This window comes from Gottfriedia luciferensis (assembly GCF_001712755.1).
GTDB classification, from domain to species: domain Bacteria; phylum Bacillota; class Bacilli; order Bacillales; family Bacillaceae_G; genus Gottfriedia; species Gottfriedia luciferensis_B.
The window spans coordinates 29,401-45,470 of sequence record NZ_MDKC01000011.1 but is presented as its reverse complement, the minus strand read 5'-3'; the positions used below and the strand labels follow the sequence as shown (position 1 = coordinate 45,470).

Here is a 16,070-nt window from a genome sequence, read left to right as displayed (position 1 = left end):
CAAAGCTCCTGCCTCTCGTAAAATTCAAAGCTTTTTCCAATTAAAAGGATTACATTCAGACTTTTAGAAAAGAGCACCTGCTAGTCTTTTTTATGCTAAGCATAATTAAGCAGGTGCTTATTTTTCACTATTATTTAGGGAATGACGATATTCATATAACGATCGAATTCATCTAAAAGTGATAAAAATTCATTCATTTTTGTATGGTTACCTGAAATATTTATTTTACCTACAGCTACTCCTTGTTCTATTGAGAGTAAACCTAGAACAATTCCGTAAAATGTCATTTGATCAATTACTAAAGAAACATCTGCTTTAACAGCTAATTTATTTTCTTTAAAAAACAAAACAGAGTTCTCTAAACAAATCGTATATTCTTTGTTAGTGTTTGATAATGTTATATTGATTGTTATTTTTTTACCTTCTGCTTTTGGACCATTTAATTTAACAGCTACTAGTTTTAAGAATTCATTTACTGGCATATTTTTTATAACTTCAGATACATCTAATGGAGAATTATCTTTATAAATTCCATTTCTTAGTTCAAAAGCGCCAACAAGATAAATATTGCGCCAATTAGCTGACTCTGCTTGATATCCTAATTGTTCAAATGTATCAGCTAATAGATTTTTAGCTTCTGAATTTTCTGGTTCAGCCATTACGACGTGTTTTAACACTTGAGCTACCCAGCGATATTCACCATTTTCAAAGTCAACTTTAGCTTGTCCCAAAACATTTGCTGCTCCGCCCATATATTCTACATATTTTCGACCTGCTTCCACTTGCGGCAATGGATCTAAATCGGAAGGATGAGCACTATAAAAGCCTAAATAATAATTGTAGACACCTTTTGAATTATGCTTTAACGTACCATAATATCCACGATTACCCCAATATGTATCTAATTCTTTTGGAAGTTTAATCGTCTCGGCTATTTCATCCATTGTATAACCGAGATTTGCTAAACGCACTGTCTGATCGTGCATATATTTATATAAATCACGTTGAAGTTTTAAATGTTCTATTACATTATTTTTCTCCCAAACTGGCCAAGCATGAATCATCAGTAATGCATCGATATCTTCTGTTTCAAATAGATCGATTGTTTTATCGAGAGCATTCGCCCAAAGTAAAGCATCTCGGGTTTTTGCACCTCGTACTGTATAAATTTGATGCATCAATTTATTTGCGTTCTCAGATACGAATAATACTTTGTAATCTCTAATATAAAAATGCATTTCAGCTGGTGCTTCAGTGTTTGGCGTTAATAAAAATTTAAATGTTACACCATCGATTTCCATTAATTGGATTTCGTTTTCTATTTCAACATTTGGTAACACAAAACTTGTCTTACCTGATGTCATTGTGGGCCCAATACCTACAGATACAGAGCCTTGTGCGCCATCTGATAAATTTTTACCAAACTGATACTCTGCCCTACGCGTCATGATCGTACCTAAAAGTACATTTTCACTTAACGCTTCATTTGTAAAATATTGAGGAACAACGATTGGGATATTTGGACTTTCTGCATATTTTAGGACTGCTTGAATACCACCAAAATGATCAGCATGACTTTGGCTTATTATTATGGCTGTTACTGGCTTTTGTGGTCTATGTTTATAATACAATTCCATTGCAGCTTCAGCAGATTCATTACTTCCTAACGCATCAACGACAATCACGCCATTTTTTCCTTCAATAAAAAAGTTAGTAACCATCGATTGTCCACGGACTTGATATACTCCTTCTACAACTTCAAACAAACCAGATATAGCCTGTAATTGCGCGTTCCTCCATAAACTCGGATTAACAGTCTCAGGTGCAGTGCCATTTAGATAGTCCAGCTGTTCTATGTCCCAAACAACTTCACCAGAATCATTTTTAATAATCTTTGTGTCTAGTGGTGCAATAAATCCTCTATTTGCATCAATGAAGTCCTGTCGATCATCAAAATTTAGAGTATTATAAACTGCTAAATTAGCATCTTTTGTAATAGAAGTTGCAGATTTTGATTGTGTTAGTACTTTATTTGTCATAAGAACCTCCATGAATTGTTAAATATAAAAAGGCTTATCAAGAATTTTTCTTTTAAACTATTAAACTTCCATTTGTTCTACATTTAAAGCTCTCTTTACTATTTTCCCTGTACTATTTTTTGGTAATTTATTCATAAATTCGATTTGTTTTGGTAGTTTGTACTTTGCTAGTTTGTCTTTGCAAAAATGCAAAATGTCATCCATCGTTATGGATTCTTCTTCAGACACAACGAAAGCTTTTACGATTTGTCCGTAATCCTTATCAGGAATTCCAATTACTGCTACTTCAACAATCGCTGGATGTTGATAAATTACTTCCTCTACTTCTCTTGGATAAACATTATAACCACCAACAATAATCATGTCCTTTATTCGATCAACAATATAGATATAACCATCGTTATCCATCTTTGCTAAGTCACCAGTATAAAACCAATCATTTTTAATAACCTTAGCTGTTTCTTCAGGCATACCAAGATACCCAATCATTACATTCGGACCTTTTACAATTAGTTCACCTATTTCTCCTCTTGGAACTTCAAATCCATTTTTATCAACAACCTTATTTAATACTCCAGGAATATTTACTCCAACAGAACCAAATTTCCTTTCCCCTTTTAACGGATTAAATGCCGTTACAGGAGCTGTTTCTGAAAGACCAAACCCTTCGATAACAATCGTCTTATATTTTTCTTCAAACCTCTGTAGTAATTCAATAGGCAATGATGCTCCACCTGAAAAACATGCACGGATCGATGTGAAATACTCAGCTGAATATTCTTTTAATTGCAATAAAAAGTTATACATCGTTGGAACACCAGCAAATAATGTCACTTGCTCATTAAAGATTGTATTCATGACTTCACTAGGACTGAATCTTGGAACAATTACTATATTTGCCCCACAAATGATTGGTGCATTTATACAGATTGACAAACAGAATACATGGAACATTGGAAGAACAGCTAAAATACGATCATTTTTGTTAAACTCCACCAATTCAACAATTGATCGGGCATTTGAAACTAAATTGCGATGAGACAACATTGCGCCTTTTGGTTTACCGGTTGTCCCAGACGTATATAAAATGACAGCAAGATCATCTTCTGTAATTAGCGGATATTCATTACCATTTGACTTCGTATCAAGCAACTTCCACCAACTAAGCTCAGCTTTGTTCGATTCCACATAGTACATTATTTCAATCTGTTTTATCTCTACTTTAAGAGTATCAATGATTGAATCCATAGTAGAATCCGCAATGACAGCCTTTGCTTCGCTGTTCGATAATATAAATAGGATTTCGTCTTTGGTAAAGATTGGATTTATAGGAATAACTACGCCACCTGCACGTAGAATCCCATAATAAGCAGTGACAAATTCCGGACAATTCCCTAATATCAAGGCTACTCTATCACCTTTTTTTACTCCATCATGTATTAATTTAGATGCTACGCATTCAACTTGAGAAAGTAATACACTATACTTAATATTTTTATTTTTAAATGTAATTGCATTATGATTTGGGAATTTCTCTGCACTTTTTTTTAAACTTTCATATAAATTCAAACTCATTACTAAGCCTCCTGAAATAGTAGGATGTAGTGTCGAGAAACAAAAAGAGCAATTGATTACTCAAGTAGTACCATCAATATGAATATAGTTGAGGCACCATCATCAATTTTGACGGTGCCCGTTAACTTTGATTAAAATCACGAAATCACTAAACCAGAGCCTACAACTTCATTTGAAATTTTCGCAATTATTTCAGGTGGTATTTTGAAGAAAATTCCACAAGGATCACTATGAACTAGTGCTACAATATACGCCATATTTTCCACATTCACCTCAAAGTCAGCAAACGTACTTGCCAGGCCAACTTTTTCGCGGAGATTACGAATGAATAACACAACTTCCGCCAGACATGCTTCTGGGCTTTCCGGTAAATTCTTTAGACCTAACGCTTCCGCAAATCCATGAATTCGTTTTAAATAATATGGTACAAGTGATTCCATTACATTTGGCAATAGCACAGCATTTGCTAGTCCATGTGGAATTCCGAATTTTGCTCCAAATACATGTGCTAAATTGTGAACTGGAATCGCATTAACAGAAAGACTGAAAGCAGAAATTGCCATTGCACTAGCCATTAACATATTAGATCGCGATGCAAGATTTTCCCCATCATGAACAGCTGTAGACAAATTTTCTACAATCATTCGAATTGATTGAAGTGCGTATGCGTCTGTCATTGGATTCGCTTGAGGTGAAAAATAAGCTTCAATTGCATGAGTTAATGCATCAAATCCTGTAAATGCAGTAATTTTTGGTGGTAAACCAACTGTAAGTTCTGGATCTAATATCGCCATATCAGGGCTTATAAATGTGTTTAGGATATTCGTTTTAATTCCGACCTTTTCATTGAATACTACAGCGATTGGTGAAACCTCCGCTCCAGTACCAGCAGTTGTTGCAATTGCAACGTGTGGAATCGGGATATACTGAGCTTTTGGCCAAAATTCCATTACATTTCCTACAAGAAGTTCTTCACGAATGTCATGAACTTTATTATGTAGCATCCATTTAATTGCTTTTACTGTATCTAAAACACTTCCACCACCAACAGCAATTAATGCATCTCCATTACATTCTTTATAGAACTTAGCACCGCGGTTAATGATTTCACCTTTAGCATCCTGTTCTATATCCTCAAAAACACCTACTAACTGTACATCGCTAGGTATTGTCTCAAATAACTCCTTAATTTTATCTGTAATTCCTGCTTGTGTTATTCCTTTATCAACATAAAGAACAGCTCTTTTACCACCAAGGCCTTTAATCATTTCAGGTAACAAAGAGCGTGCGCCAGCTCCACTGTTTACAACTGTTCGAACTGAAAACTGAAAAAATGATGTTATCATTAGATCACCTTCTCTTTTCTATTAAAGTTTTTTAAATCGTTTTAAAATAAAACGATATCTATTTTTAAAAAAAAATTTTTTATAATAAGATGCCATACCATGGTTTTTGACTTAATTCAGGAGTAAGTGAGCAATGAACATGTTTTACTTGCGTGTACTCGTCTAATGCATATCGACCAAGCTCACGACCAAATCCACTTTGTTTATATCCTCCAAATGGTGCGTCGCTTCTTAACATATGCCAGTCATTGATCCAGACTGTTCCCGCCTTTAATTCTTTTGATATTTGAAGTGCTTTATTTACATCTTTAGACCAAATACCTGCAGCTAAGCCATAAATCGTATCATTCGCAATGTCAATCGCTTCTTCAATCGTCGAATATCGAATGACACAAAGAACAGGACCAAAGATCTCTTCTTGAGCGATTTTCATTTTATTATGTACATCCGCGAAAATCGTTGGTTCAACAAAATATCCATTATCATATCTCTTACCCGTTAAACGTTTGCCACCACAAACTAAACGAGCTCCTTCTTGGATTCCTGCATCAATATAAGATAAAACAGTTTCTAATTGTTGTTCTGAAGCCATTGGCCCCATTCCTGTCGTCATATCAAGCTGGTTTCCAATCGTAATTGAAGAAGCCAAATTCACTAAACGGTCAACTACTTCATCATAGATCGAATCATGTACTAAAAGGCGCGTACCTGATTCACATAGTTGTCCAGAGTGAAGACAGAAACCGAATAAACTACCTGGAATAACAATATCTAAATCAGCATCAGGTAATACGATCGATGGTGATTTTCCTCCTAATTCTAGAGTGACTCTTTTAACTGTTCCAGATGCTAACTCCATAATCCGTCTTCCAACTTCAGTAGATCCCGTAAATGCTACTTTATCTACTTGTGGATGAGTTGCTAGCACTTCGCCAACAGTAGCTCCAGGTCCTGAAACAACATTGAAAACTCCTGGCGGGATTCCAGCTTCAGTTGCTAATTCTGCTAGTTTCAAAGTGGAAAGAGGAGTATTTGACGCTGGTTTAACAATAATTGAATTCCCCATCGCAAGCGCAGGTGCAATTTTCCACATTGCTAACAGCATCGGTAGATTCCATGGTGTAATTGCAGCTACAACACCAACGCCTTCTCTCCATACTTGATTGTTACTAGGTCCTGGAAAAGGTAGTACTGGCAAAGATTCAACAAATGGATACTCAACTGTAAATTTCGCTGTTTGCTGAAGTAGATCTACTAAATATAGAATATCCAAATTTGAGATTCGTCTTACCGTAGCTCCCGAACTAACAGATTCCAAGAATGCAAGTTCATGAGAATGTTCAACAATTTTATTCCCAAAATTAATTAAGATTTGAGCTCTTTCTCTAGGTGATTTCTTTGACCAAACTCCTGAATCAAAGGCATTACGAGCAGAAGTAATAGCTGCTTCGGTATCTTCTCTTCCAGCTTTAGCTACTTGAGCGACAACTTCCCCTGTTGCTGGATTTTTCACACTAAACGTTTCACCACTTTTTGCAGATGTCCATTGACCATCAATATAAAGAGGAAATTCCAATAATTTTTGAGTCGTTTGCATTTAAAAACCTCCTAAAATAGTTATTTAATTAGTTAAGTAGGAACTCTAGTAACATCTGACCTCCTTTTAAAGAAAACGCTTGCAAATCACAACAAATTTTTAGAAAATAACATTAAGGACTTGTCTTAATTTAAAAATTAAGAATTATCTGAAATAATTGTATAACTTCATTTTCACTAAGTAAAATTACGATTTGTAATACCTTGATCATATTTTTTAATATCTAAAATTAGAGGTTTCTATTATCCAAACTTTTTTCTAATATAGTAATCTTTTTAAAAGGGTGGTCACCATATGCACATTCAAAAACTTAAAATTCTTTCTGAAGTCGCTAAAACTGGGTCTTTTTCTATTGCTGGTCAAAATCTTCATATAACCCAATCTGGTATTAGTCAGGATATAAAAAAAATAGAAGATGAATTGGGAATAAAAATTTTCAATCGCTCTCGCTATGGGGTTGTTCTATCACATGAAGGAACCAAAATTGTAAATAAAGCAAATGAGGTATTGTTAAAATATGAAGAAATGATTGAAGAGGCAAGAATTATTCTAGAAGTACATTCTGGAAATCTAAGAGTTTCTACTATCCCTGCTTTCTTTACTTATTTATTAAAACCATTAATTGAATTTAAAAATTTATATTCAAATTTAAACATTGAAATTTTAGAAAATATAACTGAGCGTACAGTTGAAGTGGTTCAACAAAATAAAGCTGAAATCGGACTTATATGCATATATGAGAATATTTTGAAAAACATAGAGCTTTTAAATTTCGAAAGGATTCTTGAGGGCAAACTAAAGGTTTATGTAAGTAGTGATTCTCCTTTTGCTAAAAAGAAAAAAATAACACCCGAGGAAATACTTCAGCAGACGGTGGTATTATACAATGGCGATTATATCAATTGGTTTGTTAATAATTTCCAACTTAAATTTGGAAAAATGAATATTCTTTTTTCATCAAATCAAACGGAGGAATTATCACGATTAATCTCAGAAGGATTTGCAATTGGTTTTGCACCAGATTTTGCTACTAAAAGTAACCCTTATGTTATTGAAAACAAGATTGTTGAAATTGACCTTATCAACTATGAACCTATAAATGTTACACTTGGAATTATTCATGGAATGAATAGAACTCCTTCAAAAATAGAGAAACACTTAATTAAGTTTATTAAATCTGAACTAGAATACTATATAAGTTAATAAACATCATTATACTGCCCGACGAATATTAGCGTGGAGTTTCTGTGCTAATTTGTGCATGAGGAATAAATGAAGACAAAGAAAAAGCTCAACCGTTTAAGAAAAGAGCTTTTTCTTCTTTATGATCCGAACTGTTATAGAACCAGCGAACCACACCCTGTCAAATATAGAGTACGAGTATTAGATAGTAATTATGAATAGGTCATTTCAAATATGTCCAGTAAATCAGGCGACCGTTTTGTGATAATTAAGTAGACAGCTAACTCATGCGCTAGTTGAAGAAAGAAGAAAGCGTAAATAAAAAGAAAATTCATTGAACTTGGATGCGGCATTAACTGTAATACATGTGATTTTTATCGTGATGTTTTATCTGATTCATCATGTGGATATTTATGAGTGCTATTAATCAATTTTTGTAAATCCCCTCTAAAAAACACATCTTTGAATTCATTTAAGTTAAATGGAATAATAGGTGCTAAATATGGTACTCCAACTGAACGCAGACGAGCCAGATGTATGAATAAAATCAACATTCCAATACCTATCCCCAAAATACCAAATAAACTCCCTAGAAACAAAAAGATATATCTCAAAGCATTAATAGTAAAGGTCATTGCTGTGTATGTGATCAATGTATTTGCAAGATATGTTGTTCCTATTATAATTAGACTCAGTGGATGTATTAGTTTTGCATCAACGGCTGTTGTGCCAATTGTAACTGTTGCGATTAAAGAAACAAGGATTAATAATTCTTTTGACACTCTATAGGAACCTACTGCTAATATTTGTAATAATATCAGTAGAAGGAAAATTTCAAGCCAAAAAGGTAGAAAGGTATCTGAATTAGAAAAGAAGTGTTTCATCACTTTTTTTGAAAACCAATTTTCATGAAATTTTGCGATTGCAACATATATTCCCGGCAAAAGAATTGATACAAAAAAACAGAAAAATGTGAGTAAACGAGTTACATTAATAAGTTTTGAGTAATAATCACTTGGATGTTGAAAATATTGAATAAATAGATTCGGAACGATGGTTGCTGTCGGTGTTCCATTTACTAAAATTGCAATCCTTCCCTCATACAAAGCAGCGGCAATAGAATCAGGTAGTTCAGTATTAAAACTCAATGGAAATAAAGTATGTTGTTTTCCTGAAACTGCTTGTTCGATTACTCTTGACTCAAGTACATAATCAACCTGTAATGAATCAATTCGATTTCGGACTTCCTTCAACGCATTTTGATCAACTCTTTCAGTAAGAAATACAATTGCAACGTCGGTTTTTGTTATTCTTCCAATGCTTCTTTTCTCTACCATAAGCGTAGGAGATGGGATCATATTATGTAGTAAATTTAAGTTACCTTTAAGTTGTTCCGAAAATGCGATTAACGGTCCTTCTATATTACGCTGTCTGTTACTCTGCTCAATAGGACGTTGTTGCCATTCAGCAGTATCTACAAGAATGCCACTTTCGCTACTGTCTACTAAGACCAATGTCTTTCCTCTAATAATTCCATCAACTGTAGATGAAATAGAAGTAACTTCCTCAATTGACTCTGAACGAATATGTTGTAAAGCTATAGTGCTCATAATTGTCTCTTCATCTATTTCCCTAATATTAAGTAATGGTTCAATAATACTTTCTCTTATCAACTCTGTATTCACAATTCCGTCAATATATAAAAGGGCACCATAATATTTAGGATTTGTATTCAATTTTATAATTCGTATCGATAATTCTGGAGAATTATATAAATGTTCTTTAACTATTTTAATATTTTTATGTATATTCTTTGTAAAGGAAGACTCTAATCTTTCCATGAATTGGTAACTCCTAACTTAATTTGTTAACATTTAACAATACAGTTAGTATGTACTTACAGTTTGACAAACATCCATAATTCGCAATTCCAAAATAAAATTAACAAAGCTTATTTCAATAAAAAATCAGCTGCCATAGCAACTCATGCTCTCCAACTAACGCATGCGAAATTGCAAAAACAGGTTCGATATCAACTGCTGCGAAAAATATTACATATCCCAAGCGGGTTTAAGTAAAACTCAATTGCAACTGAATTTATTAGCTAAATTTAATGAATTGGAAAAAAAGTTAAAAAGCGAAAATTACACTGATCCAAAAAACAACAATTTCCGATTCATTTGAAACTTTATTTGAAGGACATACTCTCGGTAAATTATTAAATACAAAAAAACTAGCTAATTTAGCTAGTCTTATTGAACAGAGTTAACTTTAAAAAAACTATCAATAACCTCATCCGTTACATCTGAAATGTGTTGGTACTCATAGTTTGGTGAGTAATCACGATCAATCACTACTGACCTTACTCCTTCATAGAAATCTCTATGTTTTAAAAAGTTTTTTGCAAGCATCAAATCCGTAGCAAAGCATTCTTTTATTGTTTTAAATTTACCGCCAATCAGTTGTTTCAATGTTATTTTCAACGAAAATGGAGACTTAGATAGGAGTAGTCCTTTTGCATTATCACTGAATTCACTTCCATACTTACTAAGTGATTGAACGATCTCCTCAACAGTCTCAAACCTAAAATTTTGGTCAATTTCTTTTTGATAGTATACGAATTTGCTTTCTTCCAAGGGGTTAGTTCGAAACTCATCTACAAGTTGATCAAGCTTTGGCTCAACTTTTACTTCGTTCCAGTTTGTCAATTCGACTTTTTCAATAAATCTTACTAAAGCCTCACTTTCCATGTAGATATCTGCACCATTTGCATATAATACATCTGTGGCCTGTATCACCGAAGCCGTTAATGCCAGATAACGTCCTAAGTGACCTGGAGCTTTGTTTAGGAAATAGGCCGCGCCTACATCTGGAAAGAAACCTATATTCATTTCAGGCATGGACCATTTTGTCTTTTCAGTAACAATTCGATGACTAGCACCATATGTTATACCTACTCCCCCACCCATTACAATACCATCTAAACATGCAATAATTGGCTTTGGAAATTGATAGATAGCTTGATCAACCTCATACTCATCTTCAAAAAAACTCATTGCTTCTTTCATTGCAGTTTCGGATGAACTAGCTTCATAGAGTGCCTTAATGTCGCCCCCAGCGCAAAGTCCTTTTTCTCCGGATCCTTTAATGATGACGACAGACACATTATGATTTGTCTCCCAATCTATTAATTTTTCTCCTATCGCTTTAACCATCCTGTGTGAAAGTGAATTAAGGGCTTTTGGACGGTTCAAAATAATTGTTGCAGTACCATTTTGATTAACGGAAAACAAAACCTCATCGAACATTGGTATCTACTCCTTTATTTATGAATGTTTAAAGTCCGGTGTACGTTTCTCAACGAAAGCATGAACTCCTTCTTTAGCGTCAGCAGTCAAGAAGAGTTCGGCAAATCTTTTTCGTTCTCTTTCTAGCCCTTGTTCCATACTCTCGTTGTTTCCTTGTATAATACATTCTACAGCCCGCATTACACTGGTCATACTTTTTCCTTTAACCAATGACGTTGCAATAGCCTTTGCTGTCTTTAAAAGTTCATCTTCTTTCACGGCTAATTGTGCAATTTTAAGTTCGACTGCTTCATTAGCTAGAAGTGTTCTACTTGATAGAATCAGCTCCATCGCTGTCGATGTATTAGTTATTTTACGTAATCTCTGGGTACCACCGAAAGTAGGAATCAAACCTAACTTTAATTCCGGAAGACCTACGCTAGCCCGCTCTGATATAATTCTTAAATGACAGCTCATCACAAGTTCTAGCCCACCCCCAAGTGCTGGGCCATTTATAGCAGCAATAACCGGTTTATTCATTGACTCAATTTCATCGCAGAGTGCCTGTCCACCTTCAGCAAGTGCCAACCCTTGTTCCTGATCACCTAATCTAGAAACAAATTCTTTTATATCTGCCCCTGCTATAAAGAAACGCCCTTCACCTGTAATGATAATAACTCTTGTTTCATCATCATTTGAAAGTTCATGAAAAATTGAGCGTAACTCGGCAATACAGTTAATAGATAGGACATTTGCAGGTGGATTATTTATCGTAACAGTCGTGATATAATTCTCTTTTTCTAACGATACATACTTGTAGTTATTCACATTATCCCTCCTTTTGGATTTTTCAGTTTTACATAAATCCCCCACTATGGGTAAGTATTTTACCTATAGTGGGATCCAAATTAAGTATTAATACCAGCGTTCTGTTACTACTTTCTTACGTGTATAGAATTGAACACCGTCTTTTCCATTCGTTCCAAGATCACCAAAAAATGATGCTTTATTCCCTGCAAAGGAGAAAAATGCCATTGGAGCTGGTACGTTTACATTTACACCAATCATTCCAGCATCTATTTTGTCACGGAATTGTTGTACACTTTTACCACTTGCTGTATAAATTACAGCTCCATTAGCAAATTTGGACTGGTTAGCAAGAGCGATTCCTTCTTCTAAATCTTTAACTCGTACAACACTTAATACTGGAGCAAATATCTCATCTTGCCATATTTTCATGTCAGGTGTTACTTGGTCAAAAATGGTCGCTCCTACATAATACCCCTCTTTAATTCCTGGTTCCCTTCCATCGACAGATAGAACAGCCCCTTGTTTTACACCACTATCAATATAATCAAGAACACGCTTTTTATGAACTTCCCGAATCAATGGGCCGACGAAGTTTTCTTCTGATCTGCCTTCTCCAGTTTTTAGCTTGCGTGTTTCATAAATAAGCAATTCCATGAATTCATCAGCAATTTCATCTACCACTGCTACAACAGAACATGCCATACATCGTTCACCGCTACTTCCAAATGCTGCTCCAATGATCCCTTGAATCGATTTTTCAAGATTACAATCCGCTAAGACAACGGCGTGGTTTTTTGCACCAGCAAGTGCTTGGACACGTTTTCCATTTGCAGTTCCCTTTTCATACACATACTTTGCCACTGGTTCTGACCCTACGAACGAAATCGCTTTAATGTCATTATTCTCTAGTAATCCATTAACAACATCCTTTGAACCATGTACAAGATTTAAAACACCTTTAGGAAAACCAGATTCATAGAATAACGCTACTAGCTTCTCTGCAAGAATAGGTGTACGTTCTGAAGCTTTTAGGACAAATGTGTTTCCACATGAGATTGCAAGAGGAAACATCCATAAAGGTACCATCATCGGAAAATTGAATGGTGTAATTCCTGCAACGACACCTAATGGATAGCGCCAAATTGTACCATCGATTCCATCTGCTATTCCCGGTAATGCTTCTCCCATCATTAAAGTAGGTGTCGCAGTAGCTAGTTCAACTACCTCAATTCCTCGTTGAACTTCGCCCTGAGCGTCCTTTAACGTTTTTCCATTTTCTGTCGTAATAATATCAGCCAATTGTTCTTTATTCTCTTGAAGTAACTGTAAGTATTTGTATAAAAGTCTTGTTCGATTTGGTACAGGTACTAATGACCAACTCTGATAGGCATTTTGAGCTGCCAAAACAGCAGAATCTACATCTGCTTTTGTTGAAAGAGGTACATAGGCAATTAAATTTCCGTTTGCAGGATTTATTACTTCCTCTACTTCAACACCTGTTGAATCAACCCATTCCCCATTAATGTTATTTCTTAGTTTTTTTATATTAGTCGTAATCATTTAATTGATCCCCTCTCTCTTATAAAATAGTAGATTTCTGTTCACTAATTTTTTTGTATAAAACCGCCATATCTTTTTCACCTAATCCACTCTCATCAGCTTCTACATATAGATTAAAGAGAATTTTGCTCATCGGTAGTTCGACATTGTTCTTTTCAGCTAAATCCAATGCAAAGCCCAGATCTTTTCTCAATAGCTTCAATGAAAAACCTGGTTCGTAGTTTTCATCGGCTATGAAACTTTTATAATTGCGTTCATAAATTCGGCTTTGACCATAACTTACATTCAGCATTTCAAACAATTTATCCAGATCTAAATTACTATTCTTTGCAAGATGTAGGGCTTCACTCACACCAGCAGTATAAAATCCAATTAAGAGGTTATTTATCAATTTCGTGTTCGTACCGCTATCAACCCTTTCGTTCACATGAAAAATATTCCCTCCCATCGTGCTCAAAACAGGTAGCACCTTATCGAAGGTAGACTTTGAACCCCCTACCATAAATGTAAGAGTCCTATTGATCGCTCCAATTACGCCACCACTTACAGGTGCTGCTAAAAATTCAATGCCTTTTTTTCTTGCTGCCGCTTCAATTTGGAAATTTAGTTCAGGTGCAACCGTACTAGTATCAATTAATACAATGCCAGACTTAGCCAGGTTAATAAGTCCTTTTTCTCCTAGAAAAACTTCTTCTACTGCATTTGATGAAGGTAGACTTGTAAGAATTACATCACAAAGTTCAACCATTTTTTGGATTGAAACTCCAATTATACCTCCAGCTTGATGAAATGACATTTCGGCTTTTTTATTTAAATCCGTACCATATACAGTAAAGTTTGACAAAACTAAGTTTTTGGACATTGGAAGACCCATATTCCCCAGACCTATAAAACCGATATTTTTCATTAAAAATCACTCCATTCACACAATATATTTTTCATAAACGCCCATTCTTTCTGCAATTTCACGTTTTTGAGTAAATAGATTACTGAAAAGTGGCGCTGGAAGACTTCGAATCTCATCTAATATTTGTTTTCTTTTTGCTTCATTTACTTCGATTCCTGATAAAACAGACACCACTAACCCTTCAATTTTTCGGTATCCTTCTTCACAAATCACGTTCGTCATTAATTCTTTTATTTGCTCTTTATTTGGCTTGCTCTTTTGTAATGCTTTTTCAGTCCGAATGACTGCAGATTCCATTACATAAATTTCTTTCTTCATATCAGCAAGAAGGCGTGAGTATTCTTGCTCTTGATTTATGTTAATAGTTGAATTCGTTAGCGCTTCCAACGTTCTATTAAGAAGATGTTTAGATAGTTTAATAAATTGTCGGTATCTAGTTTCTTGATTATTGATCAGATCGTCGGGATATTTTTTGTTATTTTGTGCATTTTTAATTAAATTTTTTGCAATTGTTAAGCGGTTTATTTCATTTGTCCCTTCGAAAATCCTACTAATTCTCGCATCCCTGTACAATCGCTCAACTTCATACTCCTGCATATAGCCATAGCCTCCATGAATCTGTACAGCCTCGTCTACAATTCGGTCTAGGACTTCGGAGCAGTTTACTTTATTAATTGCACACTCTGTTGAATAGTTTTTTAACTCATTTAACTTAGTACCTAACGGATTTGATGAATCAAAGACATGATCCAAATCATCAGCCGTCCTATAAGCAGAGCTTTCTGCCCCATATATTGAAATCGCCATATCTGCAATCTTTTCTTGAATCATCGAAAAGGTTATAATCGCCGTTTCAAACTGTTTTCGCTGCTTAGCATAGGTTAGAGCAATTTTCAATGCTTGTTTCGAAGTACCAATATTTGAGAATGCTAGTTTTAATCGAGCCATGTTTAATATGTTTAACGCCACATTGTGACCTTTGCCAACATCGCCTAGTACATTCTCAATTGGTACGCTAACATCTTCTAAGTTTACAGTTGCTGTTGACGAGCCTTTTATCCCCATTTTCTTTTCTTCAGGTCCTATCGAAACACCTTTGAATGAACGCTCTACGATAAATGCAGTCATTCCTTCATTTGTTTTCGCAAAAACTACATACACATCAGCTACTTGAGCGTTTGTAATCCATTGTTTTTCACCATTTAAAATCCATGCAGTACCACTCTCATTCAAAGAGGCAGTCGTTTTTGCATTTAATGCGTCAGATCCTGCGTTTGGTTCCGTAAGTGCATATGCACCAATCCATTCTCCTGATACGAGCTTAGGCAGGTATTTTTGTTTTTGAAATTCTGTACCGTAATATACGTATGGTAATGTTCCAACACCGGCGTGAATATTAAAGGAAACGCTAAATGACCCTCCAGCCCCCATCTTTTCAGCTACAAGTCCTGAAAGCTTTTTGTTAAGTGATAATCCACCGTACTCTTCTGGAACTTCTATACTTAATAAACCTAAACTTCCCGCTTCCTGAAACAACCTTTTTACCTTTTCATGATCTTGCTGATCAATTAATTCGATTAGAGGCATTACTTCGTTTTTTACAAATAATTCTGTAGTTTTTGAAATGAGTTGCTCTTCCTCACTAAAATCTTCTGGTGTAAACACATCAGCTGTTCCAAAACGCGATACGAAAAGATCATTCCAACGAGAATCTAATTCATCCATCAACTTTCTCCTCCTCTACGGTTTTAAAATATGTACCGTAAA

At 34.9% G+C, this 16,070-nt stretch carries 11 protein-coding genes; 1 reads left to right on the top strand and 10 read right to left on the bottom strand.

Features of this window, described 5'->3' with window-relative positions:
* Positions 1-134: 134 nt before the first annotated feature.
* The 4 genes from BED47_RS09835 to BED47_RS09820 all read right to left on the bottom strand — a co-directional run bounded on the left by BED47_RS09835 (position 135) and on the right by BED47_RS09820 (position 6,557).
* Positions 135-2,039 carry an alkyl/aryl-sulfatase gene (locus BED47_RS09835; RefSeq protein WP_175403479.1) on the bottom strand — a complete coding sequence of 635 codons (1,905 nt, stop codon included), beginning with the start codon at positions 2,037-2,039 and terminating at the stop codon, positions 135-137.
* Between the two features lie 60 nt (positions 2,040-2,099).
* A complete protein-coding gene (locus BED47_RS09830) occupies positions 2,100-3,614 on the bottom strand; it encodes a long-chain-fatty-acid--CoA ligase (RefSeq protein ID WP_069033567.1) in 1,515 nt (504 codons plus the stop codon).
* 137 nt (positions 3,615-3,751) lie between these two features.
* A complete protein-coding gene (locus tag BED47_RS09825; RefSeq protein ID WP_069033566.1) occupies positions 3,752-4,960 on the bottom strand; it encodes an iron-containing alcohol dehydrogenase in 1,209 nt (402 codons plus the stop codon).
* A gap of 79 nt (positions 4,961-5,039) precedes the next feature.
* Positions 5,040-6,557, bottom strand: a complete 1,518-nt coding sequence (locus tag BED47_RS09820) for an aldehyde dehydrogenase family protein (protein WP_069033565.1) — start codon at positions 6,555-6,557, stop codon at positions 5,040-5,042.
* Positions 6,558-6,851: 294 nt separating this feature from the next.
* Here BED47_RS09820 and BED47_RS09815 point away from each other — a divergent pair, with 294 nt between their 5' ends.
* Positions 6,852-7,760: a LysR family transcriptional regulator gene (locus BED47_RS09815; RefSeq protein ID WP_069033564.1), complete on the top strand. Its 909-nt coding sequence runs from the start codon at positions 6,852-6,854 to the stop codon at positions 7,758-7,760.
* Positions 7,761-8,113: 353 nt separating this feature from the next.
* Here BED47_RS09815 and BED47_RS09810 read toward each other — a convergent pair whose 3' ends face one another.
* From BED47_RS09810 to BED47_RS09785, 6 genes are all read right to left on the bottom strand, one after another.
* On the bottom strand, positions 8,114-9,580 hold the full coding sequence (locus tag BED47_RS09810) for a spore germination protein (protein ID WP_069033563.1): 1,467 nt from the start codon (positions 9,578-9,580) through the stop codon (positions 8,114-8,116).
* 411 nt (positions 9,581-9,991) lie between these two features.
* Positions 9,992-11,047 carry an enoyl-CoA hydratase/isomerase family protein gene (locus tag BED47_RS09805; protein WP_069033562.1) on the bottom strand — a complete coding sequence of 352 codons (1,056 nt, stop codon included), beginning with the start codon at positions 11,045-11,047 and terminating at the stop codon, positions 9,992-9,994.
* An 18-nt stretch (positions 11,048-11,065) separates the two neighbouring features.
* Positions 11,066-11,854: an enoyl-CoA hydratase-related protein gene (locus tag BED47_RS09800; RefSeq protein WP_069033561.1), complete on the bottom strand. Its 789-nt coding sequence runs from the start codon at positions 11,852-11,854 to the stop codon at positions 11,066-11,068.
* An 87-nt stretch (positions 11,855-11,941) separates the two neighbouring features.
* Positions 11,942-13,396, bottom strand: a complete 1,455-nt coding sequence (locus BED47_RS09795; protein ID WP_069033560.1) for a CoA-acylating methylmalonate-semialdehyde dehydrogenase — start codon at positions 13,394-13,396, stop codon at positions 11,942-11,944.
* A 19-nt stretch (positions 13,397-13,415) separates the two neighbouring features.
* Entirely contained in the window at positions 13,416-14,303 is an 888-nt protein-coding gene (locus BED47_RS09790) for an NAD(P)-dependent oxidoreductase (protein WP_069033559.1), read from the bottom strand.
* 15 nt (positions 14,304-14,318) lie between these two features.
* A complete protein-coding gene (locus BED47_RS09785) occupies positions 14,319-16,028 on the bottom strand; it encodes an acyl-CoA dehydrogenase family protein (RefSeq protein ID WP_069033558.1) in 1,710 nt (569 codons plus the stop codon).
* Positions 16,029-16,070 lie beyond the last annotated feature (42 nt).